Origin of the sequence: Caballeronia udeis, assembly GCF_044909315.1 — a bacterium.
In the GTDB taxonomy this organism is placed as follows: Bacteria; Pseudomonadota; Gammaproteobacteria; order Burkholderiales; family Burkholderiaceae; genus Caballeronia; species Caballeronia udeis_A.
The window spans coordinates 67,691-86,339 of record NZ_JBIYEB010000031.1 but is presented as its reverse complement, the minus strand read 5'-3'; the positions used below and the strand labels follow the sequence as shown (position 1 = coordinate 86,339).

Annotated in this window: 16 protein-coding genes and 1 pseudogene; 14 read left to right on the top strand and 3 right to left on the bottom strand. The window is 60.7% G+C overall.

The genetic code is table 11. From position 1 onward, the window contains the following. Window positions 1-9 precede the first annotated feature (9 nt). Entirely contained in the window at window positions 10-2,091 is a 2,082-nt protein-coding gene (locus tag ABH944_RS35605) for a serine/threonine protein kinase (RefSeq protein WP_404612206.1), read from the bottom strand. A 379-nt stretch (window positions 2,092-2,470) separates the two neighbouring features. Here ABH944_RS35605 and ABH944_RS35600 point away from each other — a divergent pair, with 379 nt between their 5' ends. The 7 genes from ABH944_RS35600 (at window position 2,471) to speG (ending at window position 7,712) form a co-directional block, all read left to right on the top strand. Then, window positions 2,471-2,737, top strand: coding sequence for a hypothetical protein (locus tag ABH944_RS35600; protein WP_062090870.1), 267 nt, complete (start codon window positions 2,471-2,473; stop codon window positions 2,735-2,737). 81 nt (window positions 2,738-2,818) lie between these two features. After that, window positions 2,819-3,094 carry a hypothetical protein gene (locus tag ABH944_RS35595; RefSeq protein ID WP_404612208.1) on the top strand — a complete coding sequence of 92 codons (276 nt, stop codon included), beginning with the start codon at window positions 2,819-2,821 and terminating at the stop codon, window positions 3,092-3,094. A 136-nt stretch (window positions 3,095-3,230) separates the two neighbouring features. After that, window positions 3,231-3,452 (top strand): hypothetical protein, encoded by a 222-nt coding sequence (locus ABH944_RS35590; RefSeq protein ID WP_404612210.1) that lies wholly within the window; start codon window positions 3,231-3,233, stop codon window positions 3,450-3,452. Window positions 3,453-3,706: 254 nt separating this feature from the next. After that, window positions 3,707-5,101 carry a selenium-binding family protein gene (locus ABH944_RS35585; RefSeq protein WP_404612212.1) on the top strand — a complete coding sequence of 465 codons (1,395 nt, stop codon included), beginning with the start codon at window positions 3,707-3,709 and terminating at the stop codon, window positions 5,099-5,101. Window positions 5,102-5,150: 49 nt separating this feature from the next. Next, on the top strand, window positions 5,151-5,792 hold the full coding sequence (locus ABH944_RS35580; protein ID WP_404612214.1) for a hypothetical protein: 642 nt from the start codon (window positions 5,151-5,153) through the stop codon (window positions 5,790-5,792). Between the two features lie 329 nt (window positions 5,793-6,121). Then, window positions 6,122-7,093, top strand: a complete 972-nt coding sequence (locus ABH944_RS35575; protein ID WP_404612216.1) for a LysR family transcriptional regulator — start codon at window positions 6,122-6,124, stop codon at window positions 7,091-7,093. Window positions 7,094-7,169: 76 nt separating this feature from the next. Next, window positions 7,170-7,712 carry a spermidine N1-acetyltransferase gene (gene speG / locus ABH944_RS35570; protein ID WP_404612218.1) on the top strand — a complete coding sequence of 181 codons (543 nt, stop codon included), beginning with the start codon at window positions 7,170-7,172 and terminating at the stop codon, window positions 7,710-7,712. A gap of 64 nt (window positions 7,713-7,776) precedes the next feature. Here the strand turns inward: speG and ABH944_RS35565 are convergent, their stop codons facing one another. Further along, window positions 7,777-9,075 carry a glycosyltransferase gene (locus ABH944_RS35565; protein WP_404659643.1) on the bottom strand — a complete coding sequence of 433 codons (1,299 nt, stop codon included), beginning with the start codon at window positions 9,073-9,075 and terminating at the stop codon, window positions 7,777-7,779. Between the two features lie 253 nt (window positions 9,076-9,328). On the opposite strand from ABH944_RS35565, the gene ABH944_RS35560 reads away from it, so the two are divergent. Both ABH944_RS35560 and ABH944_RS35555 read left to right on the top strand, forming a co-directional pair. Further along, window positions 9,329-12,526: an autotransporter family protein gene (locus tag ABH944_RS35560; protein WP_404612222.1), complete on the top strand. Its 3,198-nt coding sequence runs from the start codon at window positions 9,329-9,331 to the stop codon at window positions 12,524-12,526. A 271-nt stretch (window positions 12,527-12,797) separates the two neighbouring features. Next, window positions 12,798-13,742 carry a cupin domain-containing protein gene (locus tag ABH944_RS35555; protein WP_404612224.1) on the top strand — a complete coding sequence of 315 codons (945 nt, stop codon included), beginning with the start codon at window positions 12,798-12,800 and terminating at the stop codon, window positions 13,740-13,742. On the opposite strand, the gene ABH944_RS35550 is transcribed toward ABH944_RS35555, so the two are convergent. Then, window positions 13,739-14,710 (bottom strand): LysR family transcriptional regulator, encoded by a 972-nt coding sequence (locus ABH944_RS35550; RefSeq protein WP_404612226.1) that lies wholly within the window; start codon window positions 14,708-14,710, stop codon window positions 13,739-13,741. The genes ABH944_RS35555 and ABH944_RS35550 overlap by 4 nt on opposite strands. Before the next feature lie 475 nt (window positions 14,711-15,185). On the opposite strand from ABH944_RS35550, the gene ABH944_RS35545 reads away from it, so the two are divergent. From ABH944_RS35545 to mug, 5 genes and pseudogenes are all read left to right on the top strand, one after another. Beyond that, complete coding sequence (locus ABH944_RS35545) at window positions 15,186-15,896, top strand: SDR family NAD(P)-dependent oxidoreductase (RefSeq protein ID WP_404612332.1); 711 nt, start codon at window positions 15,186-15,188, stop codon at window positions 15,894-15,896. A gap of 68 nt (window positions 15,897-15,964) precedes the next feature. Beyond that, window positions 15,965-16,201: a tautomerase family protein gene (locus ABH944_RS35540; protein ID WP_404612228.1), complete on the top strand. Its 237-nt coding sequence runs from the start codon at window positions 15,965-15,967 to the stop codon at window positions 16,199-16,201. Between the two features lie 498 nt (window positions 16,202-16,699). Then, entirely contained in the window at window positions 16,700-17,611 is a 912-nt protein-coding gene (locus tag ABH944_RS35535; protein ID WP_404612230.1) for a LysR family transcriptional regulator, read from the top strand. An 18-nt stretch (window positions 17,612-17,629) separates the two neighbouring features. Then, window positions 17,630-17,824: pseudogene (locus ABH944_RS35530) on the top strand (GlxA family transcriptional regulator); the annotation flags it as partial. 8 nt (window positions 17,825-17,832) lie between these two features. After that, a complete protein-coding gene (gene mug / locus ABH944_RS35525) occupies window positions 17,833-18,378 on the top strand; it encodes a G/U mismatch-specific DNA glycosylase (RefSeq protein ID WP_404612231.1) in 546 nt (181 codons plus the stop codon). Window positions 18,379-18,649: the final 271 nt, after the last annotated feature.

Here is an 18,649-nt window from a genome sequence, read left to right as displayed (position 1 = left end):
AAGCGCCCGCTATTTTTTGCGGGGATGCGTATCGATCTGAACAAGGTCCACGGCGATCTTGTCGCGCCCGAATTTATTCGCGATCTCGGCAAGCCGCTTCGCTACAGCGGGCAGATAGTCCCCTCGCGACTCGCTGTCGGGCCTGGCCGTATCGAACAGGGCTGCGGGCGTCACGAGCAGCACGATCATCTCCGTGCCGAACGGTTTCGACACGATCCAGTCGCCCGCGCTGCCAATTGTCGCGGCATAGTTCGGCGGAGCCTGGTTGTCCCTCGAACGTGCATTCGGCAGCAGGTGGACCACGCTGCCGTCGAGTTGGTAGTAGTCGATATTGACCCATGAATCGTAGGGCGGCGTAGTGATCTGGACGACCAGCGGCTGACCCTCGGTCAACTGGGTATTGCGATCCCGGGTTTGAATCGTTGCGGGCCGGTTCGCAGTCAGGTAGGGCGCGATCAGCTTGAGCATGTCGCACTTGTTGTCGTCGACTTCCTGGACCTGTACGGCAGGATTGGCGACGCCCGGAATCTGGCTCAGCGTCGTCCGCAATTTCTGCGTGCCATAGCTACGGCCGAGATAGCCGCTCACGCCAAGTGCCTGATTCCGCACTGAAGCAACCAGCGCCGAACATGGCACGCTCGCGAGCACTGGCGCGACCGTCGCGAGTGAAAGCGCCGGGACAGCCGGGGCGGCCGGCGCCGCGGCAACTGTCTCGGGTGGCGTGGCGGGTTTTTCCGATGACGTGGCGACTTGTCCCGGTGGCGCTGCGGCTTGCTCCGGTGACACTGCGGCCTGCCCCGGTGACACTGCGCGATGCGACGACGCATAGAAATAGCCGCCCGCAGCCACCACGGCCAGCACGCCCGCCGAGACAGCCGCCTTGAGCGCGGCGCCCGGCATGCCGGTGTGCTTTTCCGTACCGCCGAATTCCCGCAGAAAGCGCGTGACCGTCGGCATGCGCGCTTCGCGCTCGAACGCCAGCGAGGTCCTCAGCGCCCGCCATTGCCGCGTTCCCAGCCCCTCGGGACGCTGGGGCTTGAGGCCCGAGCTGCGCGCCTGGGTTGCGGGTACGCGGTCGAACGGATGCCGCCCGGTCAGCAACTCGTAGGTGGTGCAGCCGAGCGCGTAGATGTCGTCGCGTGGATCGGGCTCACGATGCTCCAGCATCTCCGGACTCGCATAAGCGGGTGTCAGCGCGCCGAGACTGCCGGGATCGAAGATTGTTGCGTCGGTTTCTTCTTCAGGCCGCTGGAACACGCGGGCAATACCGAAGTCGATGACCTTCACCTCGCCGGTATCGGTGAGGAACACGTTGGCGGGTTTGAAGTCGCAATGCACGAAACCACGCTCGTGCGCATAGGCGAGCGCGTTCGCCATGCCCGTGAAGATCGGCAACGCCTCCGCATACGGCATGCCCTTGAACTCCGGGGCCCGCAGGATCCGGCTCAGCGGCTTGCCGGACAAATACTCCATGGTCAGGTAGACCACCGGGCCGTCACGATCGAAGTCGTACACCGTCACGATGTTTCGATGCCCGAGCGCCTGCGCTTTTTTCGCTTCGCGCTGCAGTGCAATGAGCGATTTCGGATTGCCGCGAAACTGCAGATTCAGCACCTTGATCGCAATGTACGGACGGCGATCCGATGCTTCGAGCTTGCGCAGGTCGAGCGCCTTGTAGACGGTCCCCATGCCGCCCACACCAAGACATTCCTCGAGCACGAAACGGCCGTTGAGGGTGTCGCCCACCTCCTTGACCTGATCCGTGTCCGACATCACGAAATCACGCGCAGGCGGCGGGAATTGGGAAGAGGGTGTCGAGCGCTGTTGCAACACGCCCGGTGAAGTTTGCAAGCGCGTCTCGTCGGTATTCGCGCCATGGCTTGCCAGCGACGCCTGCTCTATCCGCCGGTGCACAACCGCATAAAGATCGGCTGGCAGCGGCGTCCTGGCTTGTTCTTCGCGGAGTATTTCGAGCAGGCGCCCGGGCGACGTGTCGTCGGCGGACAGCGCGCTGTCGACGAGCATTAAAAACTCATCACGCGACGCACCACTGTTCTGGAAGGTTCGAATAGCTTGCGCAAGACTGGTCATCTCGACGGCTCGTACGCGGCTCCATAGTAAATATATTGTCTGTAGTTACCCTCACTCCCAGTGATTCGATACTAGGTGACAGCCCTGCCTTTCGCAATATGGTTTCGCCGCGGGTGTTCGATCGGGCACATGTTGTTCCAGGCCCAACAGATCGGGTTCCCGCTGTTGGCCCGAAGCCGTCATCCGCTTCGAATGCGAATGCAAGAGCACGCAGGCCGTGCGCTTAGTCGATTCCGCCAAGCCTTATTCCACGAGCCTTTGAGCATTATTTCATTGCTCGCCGGCGCTTCTGGCACAGCCCATGCATTAGTGTCCAGCGAGCAAACAAGATGCTCACCAACCTCTAAAGCCACCTGGCTTAACCCTTAGGAGAACTGTCATGAAATCACTCACCATCAAAGACCTGTCCGTCACCGAAGAACTCGACAGCCGCGCCATGTCCGCCGTACGCGGTGGCAACCTGCCTGGCTACTGGCCTGGCGTCAACGTGTCCTCGTACGAGGCTTCGTTCGATGCCACTCAACTGATCAGCCAGTCGCAGAACACGCTGAACAACAACGGCAACAACGTGGCGTTCGCGAGCGGCATTCACTCGACGGTCGACCCGAAGCAGACCGCCACCAACAAGAACACGATCAACTTCTGAAGCTGCGCGGCAACCCGGAGGCCTCACGGTCTCCAGGCTACCGGTTCAGGCCACCCTTACTTTTCACCTTGGAGCACCGCCATGTCGTCCATCACGATTCAAGATTTATCTCACAGCCGGGAGCTGGACCGCCACGCCATGTCGGACGTGCGCGGCGGTAACTCGTTGCCTGTCAACCCCGGTGCATTTGCCAACGTCAACGTCGCAGTAACCTCGAACGAGAACATCATTCAATATCAAAACGTGGAGGTCAATGCGCTCAACAACGTCGGCGTGATCGGCGCCGGCTTCGGACCGCTACGCCTGAGCGTCAATCCGGCGCAGTATGCAAGCACCGGTTCAGCGATCGCTGTGTGAAGCAACCGCAATGCAGGTCCGGTTGCGTCGGCGTCCGCTGCGGGAAGATTCTTCCCGCAGCGGATCAGGCGTTTCTAAACGCCTGAATTGCCTATACTGGAATGAATGGAAACCCTAACCTACCCTGGATGACACCATGGCTGCAATTCTGATCAAGGATCTACCCGACAGCGTGGAACTCGACAAGCAGGCAATGAGCGCGATTGCCGGCGGCGCGAGATCCAGCTCCCGTCAGGCGCTTCGCTCGTACGCAAGGCCGGCGGGCGGCACGAGGATCGTCAATTTCCCGGCCAGCCAGATTGGCGTGGCCGCGGCTCAACCGGCGGCCAAAACCGCAGGTCGGAAAGCGCGCAAATAGACTGCTCCCACGCACTCGCGCTTTGAACGCCCGGCAAGGAGCAGCCGGGCGTTCGTGTTTACACCCATGCTTGCGGCAAGCAAGCGAGCGCATATCGCCATACGGTATTCGCTTAGAAGAAATCAAGCTTTGGGCGCCAACCGGCTCGGGCAATCGGATGCGGTAAACAAGGTATATTTGCTCGGTAGGTCTGCGGATAATCCCTGTGCGGCTTCCACCCGGCCACCAGGGAAAACGTTCCCTGGAGAAATGGCATGGCTACCTGGACACCGGATCCAACGTTCTATCCTTCCCCGCGGATGGCCATGAAGGCCCCGCACGAAACCATCGCGTACGTCGCGAGTTTCGATCCCACGCGACAGGTGCCGGACGCCATTGCTGTCATAGACGTGGACCCCGCCTCGCCCAGCTATTCGCAACTGATCAGCAACGTCGCCATGCCCAACTCGGGCGACGAGCTTCATCATTTCGGCTGGAACGCCTGCAGTTCCTGCTTATGCCCGAATGCACCCCATCCGCACGCCGAGCGTCGTTATCTGGTCGTGCCCGGTTTGCGATCGTCGAGAATTCATATTCTCGATACCAAGGCCGACCCTCGCAACCCAAAGATCGTGCGCGTGCTGGAGCCCGCCGAAGTCGCCGAGAAAGCCGGTTATACCCGGCCCCATACGGTTCACTGCGGACCCGAAGGTATCTACGTGGCCGCATTGGGAAATGCGCAAGGCGAAGCACCGGGCGGCATTTTCCTGATGGACCATGAGACCTTCGACATTCGCGGCCAATGGGAAATAGATCGTGGTCCTCAGCAACTAGCCTACGACGCCTGGTGGCATCTCGGACACGACACGCTGGTCACAAGCGAATGGGGCTTGCCTGCAACATTCGAAAACGGTCTCGTGCCGCAAATCCTGCTGGGCGGGCAATACGGCCACAAGCTGCATTTCTGGGACCTGCATACACGCAAGCATCAACAGGAGATCGATTTCGGCAAGGAGAACCAGCTCGTGTTCGAGTTGCGTCCCGCCCATGACCCGACCAAGGCATACGGCTTCGTCAACTCCGTGATCAGCCTGAACGATCTATCCGCGTCTATCTGGACCTGGTACCGCGATGGTGACAAGTGGGCCGTCAAGAAGATCATCGAAATTCCGGCCGAGCCCGCCAACCCCGATCTGTTGCCGCCCATGCTGAAGGGTTTCGGCGCGGTGCCTCCGCTTGTCACCGACATCGACCTCTCGATGGACGACCGCTTCCTCTACGTTGCGTGCTGGGGAACCGGCGACTTGCGGCAATACGACGTGTCAGATCCCTTCGCGCCCAAGCTCACCGGGACCGTGAGGATCGGCGGCATCGTGTCGCGCGAGTCACATCCGAAGGCTGACGGCCGCTCCCTGAACGGCGGACCGCAGATGGTCGAAGTCAGCCGCGACGGCCGCCGCGTCTATTTCACCAATTCGCTATACGGCGTGATCGACGAACAGTTTTATCCCGATGGTCTCAAAGGCTGGATGGTGAAGCTGGATGCGTCGCCGGAGGGTGGTATCGAGTTCGATCCGCGCTTCCTGGTCGAGTGGCCTTCCACGCACCGGCCGCATCAGGTACGGCTCGAGGGCGGTGATTGTTCGTCGGACTCGTACTGTTATCCATGAGGTTATCCGCGAGCCGGCGATCTCGTGGAGCGCTCGCGCCGGGCGCGTCATGAACATGGCATGGGCCGGGTCGGGCCACGCATGGGAGTGGCTTGCGATTGCAGGGCTTGGCGTATTTCATGGACTGAACCCCGCCATGGGCTGGCTGTTTGCGGTCGCCCTCGGTCTGCATCGGCGTAGCCGGCAAGCCGTCCTTCTTGCCATCCCGCCAATGGCGCTAGGCCACGCACTTTCTATCGGCATAGTCGCCGCGCTCGTGGCCACCACAGGGATGGTCGTGGACAGCCACCTCATCCGCATCGCAAGCGGCGCGCTGCTGGTCGCCTGGGCGCTGTATCAGGTTCGCTACGGGCACCGGCACCGCGTGCGGGTTGGCATGACGACCGGTTTTGCCGGCCTCGTCCTCTGGTCGTTCCTGATGGCAACCGCACACGGCGCCGGGCTCATGCTGATTCCGGCGCTGATCCCCTTGTGCGGGTCCATGGCAGGCGGATCGTCCGGGACGCTGCTGATCTCGCTCGCCGCCGTCGGCCTGCATACGCTGGCCACCTTGCTCGTGACAGCGGGTATCGCACTGCTGGTGTACGACTGGCTGGGCGTGGGCGTCCTCAGGCGCGGCTGGATCAACTTCGACCGCCTCTGGTCCATCGGGCTCGCGGGCACCGGCGTGCTGCTGATCGCCACGGCTTGACCTTACCGCCGGCTTGCCAGCCCGGCTTCGGCCAAGCGCCTGTCATTCCTCCCTCGTACGCCAAACCGTGCAGTTGCAGCCAAGCAGCGATAATGTGGCTTGCGCGGCCTCTCTGCCCGACGGCCGTGATCGGCTACGATTAACGTCCAAAGCCGCCCGGACGCGTCCACCGCGGCAGGTTTGGCCTGATCCCGATAGAGAATCCGCACTTTCCCGGAACCACGACCTTGTTTGTCACCAAGCGAAAACGATAATGAAAAAAACGTCGGCATGTCCAGTAAGCCAGGAAGCTTTCAGTGTCGTTTTGATTCAGGCATAGGCGCACGGCGATGGCTCAAAGCTACTCGAACTGGTTCGTGCGCGCGCGTCTCAAGACCCGGCAGTTGATGCTGCTTGCGGCCATGGAGGAAGAAGGCAACGTCCGCCGCGCCGCCGATGTCCTCGGTATGACGCAGCCGGCCGCGTCGCGTCTGCTGAAGGAACTGGAGGACATGCTGGAGGTGCGGCTCTTCGACCGCACGCCGCACGGGATGCACGCCACGCTGTACGGCGAAGTGATGATCCGGCATGCGCGCATGGTGCTTTCGAATCTGAACCAGGCGCACGACGAGATCTCCGCGTTGCGCGCGGGACTGGTGGGCCAGGTGCAGATTGGCGCAATTGCCGCAGCCGCCGCGACCATGGTGCCAATGGCCATCGCACGCGTGAAAGCGCTTTATCCGCAATTGCAGATCTGGCTTCAAGTGGAAACATCAGACGTCATGCTGCCGCTGGTTGCGGAGGGCCACCTCGACATCATGATTGGCCGCGTACTCGAGCGGCAGGGCCAGTTCAAGGATGCGGTGCGTTACGAACCCATTGCCGAGGAACCGCTTTGCGTAGTCGTGCGCCCCGGGCATCCGCTTGAACATGCGACCGGATTGACCATGCATGACATTGTCAATGCAGGATGGGTCCTGCATCCGCCGGGCAGCGTGCTGCGGCATAGATTCGATATGGTCTTTTCGCAGATCGGCCTCAGTTCGCCGCAGAATGTGGTGAACACCAACAATATCGTTGCAATCTCGGGCATCTTGCTGCAGAGCGACATGCTCGCCGTAATGCCCGAAGAAGTCGCGCGGCAATATGAGGAGTTCGGCACCCTCAAGCGGCTGGCTATTGAATTGCCGTGCCGCATGGATGCATTCGGCATCATTACGCGGCAAACGCAATTATTGTCGCCCGCGGCAAACGTCGTGCTTCGAGCACTGCGCGATGCCGCGCTCGAAGTCTATGGCGCACGGCTGGATGCCGTCCCTTAAGGCCTATACGCAATCAGGCACGCGCAGGCCCTTAAGTTATATTGCAGGTCGATCCACCATTCGCGGAGTGTCATTCATGATCATCGAAGAGAACAATCAGCTCATGCTGCGGCCGCTCGAACGTACCGATCTCCACTTCGTCCACAGTCTTAACAACAACGCAAAGATCATGCGTTACTGGTTCGAAGAACCCTATGAAACGTTCTCCGAGTTGTCCCAGCTATACGATCGCCACGTCCACGATTTGCGTGAACGGCGCTTCGTCGCTGTCGACAAGGCCGGCGAGACCGTAGGGCTCGCGGAATTGATCGAGCTTGATTACATTCATAGACGCGGTGAATTCCAGATCATCATTGCACCCGGCGCCCAAGGCCAGGGCTATGCAACAAGCGCGACCCTGCTCGCCACGGACTACGCGTTTTCCGTGCTCAACCTGCGCAAGCTTTATCTGATCGTGGATGTATCGAATCAGTCAGCCATTCATGTCTACGAGAAGTGCGGCTTCAAACAGGAAGCCGAACTGATCGAAGAGTTTTTTGGCAACGGCCGGTATCACAACGTGTATCGCATGTGCATTTTCCAGCACGACTTCCTTAAGCAAATACAGGCTGGCAAGTAAGGGCGCGTTGCTTGCGTCGGCGAACGGCGTGTCGAGCTGCCGCTTGCGTCATTTGACCCTCGGTTTACACACGCGCAAGCGATTCCGCCCGTTCGTCCGGCTGTGCCTCGCGCAGCATCTGATGCGTCAGCATGACGTGTTGCCGGGCGAAACCGCGCGTCGTCAGATCCTTCGATACCAACTCCTGTTGCGCGCGGCGAATCCGCTCGGTCGTGCCTTCGGGATCGGCCCCTAACGCGGCGACAGTCTCGCGCAGGCCCGGTGCATCGTGGACCGGTACGTAGGAGACGGCGTCAGCGGAGAAATAGTCCGACAGACCGCCTATGTCTGTTGCGACCACTACCTTGCCGGCCATCACCGCTTCCAGCAAAACCGTAATACCCGATGCATGGTGATTGGGATGAAGCGGTACGACAATCACATCGGCCCAGTCGTAGAGCGCACGCTGCTCCGCCAACCCCGACACCGGTGCAATCACAATGTTGTCCGCCTGATCAGGACGCGTGACTTTGCGCTGGGTCGCCAGCCTCGCGCTAAAGCGCGGGTCGTTTTCGAACGCAGCCATGAAGGTCTGCCAGTCCCGATCACGATCGTTACCAATGGCCGCCACGCGCAAGGGTCCGTGAGGGCGCCACCCGGACACCGGCTGCAAAGGGAAATCGTCTGTACTGATGCCGTAGAGAACCACCGTTGCTTCGCGGTTCCAGAACTTTTTCACTAGTGCGGCGTTGTCGTGAGTCAGGGTCGTCAGCAAACTTGCCTGGCTTAGCAGCCTCTTGAAGATTGCGCGTTTGAACACGCCAAGCGATTCCCAGATGTCCAGCAGCCACACGCTTTGCGCCAGCAGAAGCGGCTTGCACGGACCGCGCTTGAGCATGAGCAGCAACGCCGCCGACAAGTACTCCCGCTCCGTATGCGTCCAGATCACATCCGCTTCAAGCAGCGCAGCGCGGTTGCGAAAGGTATGGATGAGATCGCAGCCGAGAAGCGCTTTCAAGCCGCGTCGAATGGTGCGAAGGACACGTCCTTCAGGATGATCCTGGGAATACGAAAGCGTCATCGACTCCGACTCGGCATAGTGATAGCCATACAGGCACCCGACGTTCTCGTCCTTGCGATACCGGCTTGGATCGACGCCGTAGTAAAGATGAACATGAACGTTCGTCGGCCTGCTCGCCACCGTGCCTTTCGCTCCCATATATCCCCCGATATCAGCGCTTGCCCAAGCGCGTGAAGCGCCGAAAAACGCATCGTACCGATGCATGGGCGCGGAGGGAACGCCTTGAAGCAAGACATTCGCGCTGGAACGATAGGTAACCCACACAACGCGCTGCATCTGCGTTGCGTGTTCGCCAGCGCTCATAGCGCAAGAACAGATTCTGCTATTGGCGCGCCGCTAGCGGACCGGCGCAACGTCACTCAATGACTTCTCGTCGAATTAACAACAATTGACAGTTACCCAATCTCTTTCTGCCGCTTAAAGCGCGATGCTGCACAAAGCGTGTATTACTCGGTAAGGTTTCCGGGCTCGTTCGTTCGGCTAGCCACATTCACCAGAAAGCCTGCTTGTTAAATTCCGCCCGCTTTTACAGATAACAGACACCGGGGGGCGGTTCATGACTCATCAAGTTCGTTCGCGAGCGATCTCGCTTGCACCATCACTGCTGCTGATTCCTTTTCTCCTGAGTCCTATTGCGGCGGCAGCAGCGTGTGCCGTGAACGGCCTCGATACGGTCTGCAATTCAACCTCGCCGAACCCATGGACCACACCCATCGGTACCGGCTATGTAGCGGGCAACGACAATCAGACGGTCACTGTCCAGAACGGCGCGACGATTACCACGGGCGACGCATCGGCAATCAGCCTGGCTAACAACGCCAACATCACGGTTCAGTCGGGCGGCACGGTCAGCAACAACGCCGTCAATTCGCACGGCAACTATGGCACCGGCGCGAACACCATCGAGTTCCAGGACAACGGCACGCTGACCGTTCAAGCCGGCGGCCAGGTGCTGTCCAACGGCACGCAGGACATTGCCGAGGCCGTGAACATACAAGGCCAGGGCAACGTCATCGTCAACAACGGCCTGATCCAGGCGATCAACGCCGGCGCCATCTGGTTCCAGAACAAGGTCGGCGGCAACACCGTCATCAACAATGAAACCGGCGTGATCCAGTCACCCGGCAGCGTGATCGGCTCGAGCGGCGACGCTCCCATCGATTTCACCAACAAGGGCAAGGTGATCGGCGACATCATATTCTCGGGTGGCGACGACATCATGCGCATCTACACCGGTTCATCGGTGACGGGCACGATCGACGGCGGCGCAGGCAACAACCAGTTGTTCCTGAGCGGGCTCGGCGTGGACACGCTGACGGGCAACATCGTCAACTTCCAGACGCTGATCAAGACGGACACCGGTACGTGGACCGTCAATGGCATCCTGCCGGGCGTGCAAAGCGCGGAAGTTGCGGGCGGCACGCTGATCCTGACGGGCGATAACAGCACCTACACGGGCCAGATGCTGGTTGATGCCGCGGGTACGCTTCAAGCGCGGGCGCAAAGCCTGCCGGCCGCGATTACCGACAACGGCCTGGTCCGCTTCGCGCAAACCGATGACGGCACCTACGCGGGGTTGTTGAGCGGCACGGGCTCGATCGAGAAAACCGGTGCGGGCACGTTGTTCCTGGCGCCCACGGCAACCGGCGGCAACACGTATTCGGGCGGCACGCTGATCACGCAGGGCACGCTCAATATCGCAGCCGATAACGCATTGGGCGCGACCACGGGCGGTCTCACGTTCAACGGCGGCACGCTGCAACTGGCCAACAACCTCGACCTTGCCTCGACCCGTGCAATCTCGATCGGCGATAACGGCGGGACGATCGATACGCAGCAATATTCGTCGACGCTCTCACAAGGCGTGACCGGTACAGGCTCGCTGACAAAGCTCGGCAGCGGCGTACTCACGATGAACGGCGTAAGCACCTACGGCGACACGAACGTACTGGCGGGCACCCTTGCGGTCGGCGATGCGCAACACAATCTGGCCAGCATCGGTACAGGCACGACGACCGTTGCGCAAGGCGCCACACTCGGCGGTTTCGGCACCGTGGTGGGCTCGGTGGTCAACTCGGGAACGATCGCTGCGGCGAACGCATTGCCGGCTTTCTCGGCATCGTCGACCGGCACGTTCACGATCCACGGCGATCTCGCCAACAACAACACGATCAATCTGGCAGCTGCATCGGGCGTGACCGGCAACGTGCTGAACGTGAGCGGCAACTACGTGGGGGGGACCAATGCGCAGTTGATCGTGAACACGGTGATGAACGCCGGCGGCGCAGCATCCAATCAGTTCACCGATCAACTGGTCATTGGCGGCAACGCAAGCGGCAGCACGACCGTGACGGTGCTCCCGAGCGGGTTGGGCGCGCTGACGGTAGGCGACGGCATCAAGGTCGTCCAGGTGAACGGCACCGCCGCAGCCACGACTTTCCATATGCTTGCGCCGGTTCAGGCCGGGGCATACCAGTACCTGTTGTATCAAGGCGGCTCAGGTCGTCCCGACGACTTTTACTTGCGCTCGTCGCTCGATAGCGTGCCGGTTACACCTCCCGTGACGCCTCCTGTGACGCCTCCTGTAACGACGCCGGTGCCTCCTGTGACGACACCCGTTACGCCTCCTGTGACGACGCCGACGACGCCTCCTGTGACGACGCCGACCACACCGGCGACACCAACCACGCCGACCGCCCCTAGCGCGGTCGTTACGCCGGTGACGCCGATCGTGTCCGCGGGTACGCCGAACACCACGCCCACCGCTCAGCCTTCGGTCATCGCGTACCGTCCTGCTGTGATCGGCTACACCATGACACCGTCGCTCAACCTTGACTACGGTTTCTCGATCATGAACCGGCTGCATGAGCGTGTCGGCGATGTCGCGAGTCTCGAGAACGCACAGGGAACCTATGGCAACGGCGTGTGGGGACGTATTGGCGGGCAGAGCCTGAACGCCGATTCCGGCGCTCGTTTCTCCGCCGATGAGCGCACGTTCTTCGCGCAGTTCGGCAAGGACTGGACGCTCTCGACGAACCCGGCAGGCGGCAGCACGCATGCGGGTGTCACGGTGACTATCGGCTCGTCGTCGGCAACGTTCGAAGACAGCGCACGCGCTCTGAATCCGACGCTGACGACCGCGACCGGTTCAGTCGAAACGCAGGCTCAATCGCTCGGTGGCTACTGGACCAGGTACCTGAAGGACGGCAGCTATTTCGACGCCGTGGCGCAACTCACCCACTATCACAACAAGTACGGCGATGTGTATGGTGGCGGCGCTTCGCAGAACGGCGTTGGCACGGGCCTGTCCGGTGAAGTGGGCAAGCCGTTGCTGATCGGATCGACAAGTATCGCCATCGAGCCGCAAGCCCAGTTGATGTACCAGTACCTGCATCTGAACGGCTTCAACGACGGCATCTCGCCGGTATCGAGCACGTCGAGCAACGCGTTGCGCGGACGAGCCGGCTTCCGGATCTTCAAGGCGAACCTGACCAATGACACCAAGTCGGGAACAGCGACGCCCTACTTCACCGCCGACGTACTGCACGACTTCCTGACGCCGGGTAACACGTCAGTGGACGGTTCGCCGTTCAACAGCGGGTTGTCGAAGACCTGGTATGAAGTGGGTGTGGGCGTCACCATGAGCATGAGCAAAGCGTCGGAAACGTACGCCAACGTCAAGTACTCCCGCAACATTGGCGGTGATTATCGCCAGGGCGTGTTTGGTCAGGTTGGATACAGATATAGCTGGTAAGCGCTGCGCTCGGGGCTGGTTGTTCAGTCAGCCCTTTGTCAGAAAAGCCGCGCTCCGAAAGGAGCGCGGCTTTTTGTATTGGACGGTCTGTGTTTTTTATCCGGACTTCCCCGAAGCAGATGCGCGATACCCCCCGTTGCGCAACAGTGATTTCGATTTCGGGCACTTCTGCAGCCAGTGACCTGCACCTACAGTGAGTGCAGCTTTCCGACGCAAGCCACCCCGCATGACAAGGCCTGCGCGAAGTTTTCCGAACTCACAGGAGCAGATCATGTTGAACAGAACGTCCCAAGCCACCTTCGCTGAAACGTCTCCCGCGACCAGGGACGCGCAATACTTCGAGTACACGTCGTCCGCCAACCCGATTGGCGCGAAGCTCATCTCGCGCGTGCCGTTCCGCAACTTCCCCCCTTCGCTGTACTCGAACGGCGCAACCCGCGTGGTACCGCTCGACCTGTCGGCGGAACTGGGTTGCCCGGGCCCCGCCACCAGTCCCGGCCTGAGTGCGAATTTCCTGCGCATCAACACAGGTGACGACCTGACGCTCGATCCGAATGCGACGTCCCAGGTTTTTTACGTAATCGGCGGGGCGGGCGGCGTGACGCAAAACAAGACGTCATTCCCGTTCGCCCAGGGCGACTTCTTTACGCTGCCTGGCGGTGCTGCCGCTGTGCTGTCGGCCAACGCGACCGCCACGCTCTACTACGTCAACGACGCCCCTCTGCTGACCTATCTCGGCACAACCGGCGTGAGCGCACGCTTTGCACCCACGCTGTACCCGGCCGCGCGGGCACAGGCCGAATTAAGCCGGGTCTCGGATGAACCCAATGCGGGCCGGCGCAACCGCATCAGCGTGCTGATGGGCAACGCCAACTTCCCGCAAACGCGAACGGTGACCCATGTGCTGTGGGCCATGTTCGGCATTGTGCCGCCCAACTCGACGCAGAAGCCGCACCGCCACCAGTCGATAGCGCTCGACTTCATTGCCGGAGGCAATCCGGGCGTCTATACGTTGGTGGGTACCGAGCTGGATGAGAAGGGCGACATCGTGAATCCAACCCGTGTCGACTGGGAAACCGGGATGACGTTTGTGACGCCGCCGGGATACTGGCATGCGCATTTCAATGAAACGAACGAGAACGCCTATGTGATTCCGATCCAGGATGCCGGCTTGCAAACCTGGCTGCGCGCGCTCGACATCCGCTTCGCCCGCTAAGCCTGCAGCATCAACGCGAGTCCGTCTTCCCAGTAGGGCGGCTCGCCAATCACATCGACGTAGAAATCGACGAATGCGCGCACCTTCGACGAAACGATTTTCTTCGGTGGATAAACCGCCCAGATCGCCGGTTCTGCTCGCCCCGTGCGCGCCTCCCATTCGGGCAGCACGTGCACCAGGCGCCCCTCACGCAGGGCCGGGCCTATAAGCCAGGTCGGCAGCAGCGCAACGCCGCAGCCGGCCAGGGCGAGCTCCAGAAGGGCCTCGGAGTCGTCGCTGCGCAAACGTCCTTTCAATTCCACGAGCACGTGCTGCGGCGCCGTGCGTTTGTGTGTGCGTTTGCGTGCATCCCCGATTCGGGTGAAGGACCATTTGTCGTCTGGTAACAAGGACAAGCGCAGCGAATCGTGTGCGCTCAGGTCTTCAGGAACGGCAGGCGTCCCGTTGCGCTTGAAGTAATCGGGGCTGCCGCAGGCGATGCGCCGGTGCGAGGCCACGCGCTTGGCCATCAATGACGAATCCGGGAGCACGCCAGTGCGAATCGCAACGTCGATGCCGGCTTCGATCATGTTGAGCGTTTCGTCAGCCGACACGATGTCGAGGTCAATGTCCGGATAGCGCCTCATGAAAGCGAGGAGATGCGGCACGATGTGCCGGCGCCCAAATGCGGGAGGTATCGTAACGCGCAGCAGGCCCTGCGGTGTGCGATTCAGCGACGACGTGACGTGGCGCGCATCATCGAGGGCCTGTAGCGCAACCAGCGCATGCTCGCGAAATACCCTGCCGCCCTCCGTCAGGACGAGACCTCGCGTCGAGCGGTTGAACAGGGCAATGCCCAGATCCTTTTCGAGTTCGCTTACATAGCGTGAGACGGTCGAGGTCTTGACCGCCATTTCATGCGCGGTCTTGCTGAAGCTTTGCAGTTCCGCTGCGCAAACGAAGGCGCGTACCGCCGCAAAATAGTCCATGACGTTGTGGTGCGAATCGAGTGTTTTGAAGAGACCTTCACGAAGTGAAGTCCTTGCCCGGGAGACCTGGCGCATGCAGGCCGGAGGCGCCGGTTTGCTGCTGGAACGCGTAGTGTACTGTTCCCGCGTTCCAGCACCATACCCGCGTGGGACACGAACGCCGCCTGTCGCGGCAATCACCCGGTCACCGCATCATCAACTCGCCTGGATGGCTTCCGCCACGCGCACGATCAGCAGTGCCGCGGGAGGACCGTGCCGACCACACGAGCGCCTCGCACTCAATTCTCCAGATGTTTATGCAGCACGGCGCACCGGTAAGCCCAGCCGCGACAGAACTCATTTGTACCTGGCAAGCACGACTGTTTGTCCATGGCGGGTATTCGAATTCGGCGCCAATGCGCATAGATTTCATACCTATCGGAGCCAGCGGCCCGATCAGCATCTGATCCCAAGTATCCAATCTGGAGGTTTCATCATGAACACATCACAAAAAGTCGTTGTTGTTACCGGTGCATCGCAAGGCATTGGCGCCGAACTGGTCAAGGCGTTCCGAAAGCTCGACTACCGTGTTGTCGCAACCGCACGGTCGGTCAGCCCCTCGGACGACCCCAATATTGTGACTATCGCCGGCGACATTGCCGACCCGGCTACCGCACGTCGCGTGATTTCGGAAGGCGTCGCCCGCTTTGGCCGCATCGACACGCTGGTCAACAACGCGGGCATCTTCATCGCCAAGCCTTTCACCAATTACACCGCGGAAGACTTCGCAGCCATGACGGGCGTGAACGTCGGCGGTTTCTTCTACATCACACAACTGGCCATTGCCGAGATGGAAAAGAATGCCAGCGGTCATGTGGTCAACATCACGACCAGCCTGACCGACCACGCCGTCGACGGCATACCCTCGGTGCTGGCGTCGCTGACCAAGGGCGGACTGAACGCGGCCACCAAATCGCTCGCTATTGAATACTCGAAAAAGGGGATTCGCGCCAACGCCGTCTCGCCGGGTATCATCAAATCGCCGATGCACCCGCAGGAAACCCATGCGACGCTCGACGCAATGCATCCGATGGGTCATATGGGCGAGATGAGCGATATCGTGAACGCTGTCCTCTATCTGGATGCAGCACCGTTCGTGACTGGCGAAATCCTGCACGTGGACGGCGGCCAGAGCGCCGGCCACTGATCCCCTTGATCACCTCGGGCGGCGCTAGCGGCCGCCCTTGAAGTCAACCGACCATTACGGAGGACGACATGCCTATCGTTACAATTCAGGTGACCCGCGAAGGGTCCAGGCCCGGCAACCATTCCGTCACTGCCGACGAAAAAGCCCAGCTCATCAAAGGCGTCAGTCAGTTGCTGCTCGACGTGCTGAACAAACCGCTCGAAGCAACCTTTGTTGTCATTGAAGAGGTGGACACCGAGAACTGGGGCTGGGGTGGATTGCCAGTCGAGCTCTATCGCAAGCAGCTAGCCCGGAAGCCGGCCTGAACATCGGGACGCATCCGGTGATTCGGGCCGCTTGGTCTTCGTCGAATGGACACCAGGCGCAACGGGCGCTGGCGTAGAGGCCTTCCTGTACGCCCTGTCAGCGGTCCGCTTTCCCGCTAGCCTGCAAGCTGCTGCGGGCTCGCATGTTTTTCATTTCGAAGGCTGGTTGGATCATCCCCCGCTGCTGGCAACCGCCTCACCAGAGCCGCTGCCTAAGCGGCCCAGTGCGCACCGTATCCAGACTCCCCCTGCGTTTCGCTACGAAACTACGCGCCTTCCCTGCGTCCTGCGCGACGGTATAGGCGCACGGCTTCAGAGACCACGCGTTGGTCATGTCGCTTCCTCCCGGATGCTCCTCGCGTTAGATCCTGATATTCTGTATCGCCCCTTGTTGCGCACCGAAGGCGACCGCGCCGTCCGCTGCGTACACTTTGCGCCCGTTCCGGGCGCCTTTCTGCCAGCGCAAGAAAGCGCGATACCGAAGGTTGTAGAAAGCCCATGCAGCGTCAATTTGAAGATCTTCTCCTGGGCAGTATTGAACTGTTCTGCCTTGCGGCTGAACTCGAGAGCTTTACGGTTGCCGCGAACGCCGCAAGCGTGACGCCGGCCGCCGTGAGCCGTTCAGTCGCGCGCCTGGAGACACGCCTGGGTGTGCGCCTGTTTGTGCGGACAACAAGACAGATCCGCCTGACGGATGCAGGAAGGCGCTACTTCGAACAATGCCGGCAGGTGCTGAGCCTGCTTGCCGACGCCGAGCGTGAAGCAACCGGCCAGCAAACCACACCAACCGGCGTGTTGCGGATCAGCATGCCGACCCCGTATGGCCACTATCGAGTGCTTCCCCTGCTTGCCGAGTTTCGTGCCCGCTATCCGGGTGTCACGATCGAAACGCACCTTAGCAACCGCAATATCGACTTCGCGGAAGAAGGCTTCGACCTGGCCATTCGCGGACGTGCGCCGAGCGACTCCGGTCTGATCGCGCGAAAGATCGAGGATGCGGAACTGGTGGCCGTCGCTTCGCCGGCTTATCTGCGCAATGCCGGCAAACTGGATACGCCGGACGATCTGGTCAATCACGACTGCATCCAGTATGCATTGCCAAGTACCGGCCGCAATCTCCCGTGGGTGTTCAACCAGGAACACGAGGAAGCGGAGATGATGACGCGCGGCGGCTACGCGTCGTCGGGCGATGTGCTTGCCGGAGTGACCCTGGCGCGCCATGGAGCGGGCATTTTCCAGACCTATCGTTTCATTGTCGACAAAGACATCTCAGAAGGAACGCTCAAGGAATTGCTCATCCCTTATGGCGGTTGTTCGCGGCCCTTCGTCCTGATCTATCCGCACGCGAGGCACCTGTCGTCACGCGTGCGGAGCTTCGTCGATTTCCTGATGGAAAGACTGGGGCCGTAGTTGTGCGTGACTGATATCGTTTGCAACGGGGCATTCGTGCTTGCCCATGCGGGACTGCTTGACGACAAGGACGTTACAACTCACTGGGCGGACGCTGACCGCCTTGCCCACGAATTTCCGCAAATGTCAGTGCAGCCCGACAAAATCTTCGTTCGTGACGAACGCCTCTTTAAAAACCGGGGACACGAGCTTGTGGTGCGTGTCGCAAAACGTTCCTATCAATGACTCTCTCATCTGTCACTTACGTAGATTCCCGGCAATCGCTTCCTGATGTCCTTGAACCGGGGTTGTCGATAATATTCTGCGGGATCAATCCAGGTATACGTGCGGCATCGACGGGTCATCATTTTGCGGGCAGAGGCAACCGGTTCTGGCGGGTGATGCATCTTGCCGGCTTTACTCCCGGGCAGATTCGTCCCGAAGACGACCGCACGCTTCTTCAATATGGCTGCGGTCTCACAACGGTGGTCCCGCGGCCAACAGAGCAAGCCGCCGATCTGTCGCGATCCGAGATTGAACTGGCCGGCGATGATTTTCGGCGCAAGATCGAACACTACGCACCGCGGTACATCGTGTTCCTTGGAAAGATGGCGCTCTCGGGAATCTCCGGCACACGCAATATCAGTTGGGGGCTGCAAACCAAGCCATTCGGCGGCGCACGCGCATGGGTCGTACCCAATCCAAGTGGACTGAACAGGGCGTTCGACCTCGATGCACTGGTGGCCGCCTACCGGGAAGTTCGCATTGCAGCAGCGTCCACGCCCTGAAGGTGCGCGTCCTTGCGCAGTGTCTCGGTAACGAATCCCACGAAAGCGCAAATCTTTCCGCTGCTGCTTAAAAGCAACTGCTGGACGGTCAGAGCAATCTGGAACAAAGCAAGGCGACCGCTGCCGCGAACCTCATCACCCTCTGCGAGGCGCTCGGCGGCGGCTGGGAATCGACTTACCCCAATGAATACGTCTTGCGTTGACGGGCGTTGGGGCGGGCGGATGGTGCGTCTCTCGTATGCGTTACCGGTTGCGTAGAGACGTCTGCGGC

What these genes read in the sequence shown, in the direction of transcription:
- ABH944_RS35565 (WP_404659643.1), bottom strand. Translation starts at nt 9,075, where the DNA reads ATGAGCGCTGGCGAACACGCAACGCAGATGCAGCGCGTTGTGTGGGTT.
- ABH944_RS35590 (WP_404612210.1), top strand. Translation starts at nt 3,231, where the DNA reads ATGGCTGCAATTCTGATCAAGGATCTACCCGACAGCGTGGAACTCGAC.
- ABH944_RS35545 (WP_404612332.1), top strand. Translation starts at nt 15,186, where the DNA reads ATGAACACATCACAAAAAGTCGTTGTTGTTACCGGTGCATCGCAAGGC.
- mug (WP_404612231.1), top strand. Translation starts at nt 17,833, where the DNA reads ATGACTCTCTCATCTGTCACTTACGTAGATTCCCGGCAATCGCTTCCT.
- ABH944_RS35535 (WP_404612230.1), top strand. Translation starts at nt 16,700, where the DNA reads ATGCAGCGTCAATTTGAAGATCTTCTCCTGGGCAGTATTGAACTGTTC.
- ABH944_RS35550 (WP_404612226.1), bottom strand. Translation starts at nt 14,710, where the DNA reads ATGGACTATTTTGCGGCGGTACGCGCCTTCGTTTGCGCAGCGGAACTG.
- speG (WP_404612218.1), top strand. Translation starts at nt 7,170, where the DNA reads ATGATCATCGAAGAGAACAATCAGCTCATGCTGCGGCCGCTCGAACGT.
- ABH944_RS35540 (WP_404612228.1), top strand. Translation starts at nt 15,965, where the DNA reads ATGCCTATCGTTACAATTCAGGTGACCCGCGAAGGGTCCAGGCCCGGC.
- ABH944_RS35575 (WP_404612216.1), top strand. Translation starts at nt 6,122, where the DNA reads ATGGCTCAAAGCTACTCGAACTGGTTCGTGCGCGCGCGTCTCAAGACC.
- ABH944_RS35605 (WP_404612206.1), bottom strand. Translation starts at nt 2,091, where the DNA reads ATGACCAGTCTTGCGCAAGCTATTCGAACCTTCCAGAACAGTGGTGCG.
- ABH944_RS35585 (WP_404612212.1), top strand. Translation starts at nt 3,707, where the DNA reads ATGGCTACCTGGACACCGGATCCAACGTTCTATCCTTCCCCGCGGATG.
- ABH944_RS35555 (WP_404612224.1), top strand. Translation starts at nt 12,798, where the DNA reads ATGTTGAACAGAACGTCCCAAGCCACCTTCGCTGAAACGTCTCCCGCG.
- ABH944_RS35580 (WP_404612214.1), top strand. Translation starts at nt 5,151, where the DNA reads ATGAACATGGCATGGGCCGGGTCGGGCCACGCATGGGAGTGGCTTGCG.
- ABH944_RS35560 (WP_404612222.1), top strand. Translation starts at nt 9,329, where the DNA reads ATGACTCATCAAGTTCGTTCGCGAGCGATCTCGCTTGCACCATCACTG.
- ABH944_RS35600 (WP_062090870.1), top strand. Translation starts at nt 2,471, where the DNA reads ATGAAATCACTCACCATCAAAGACCTGTCCGTCACCGAAGAACTCGAC.
- ABH944_RS35595 (WP_404612208.1), top strand. Translation starts at nt 2,819, where the DNA reads ATGTCGTCCATCACGATTCAAGATTTATCTCACAGCCGGGAGCTGGAC.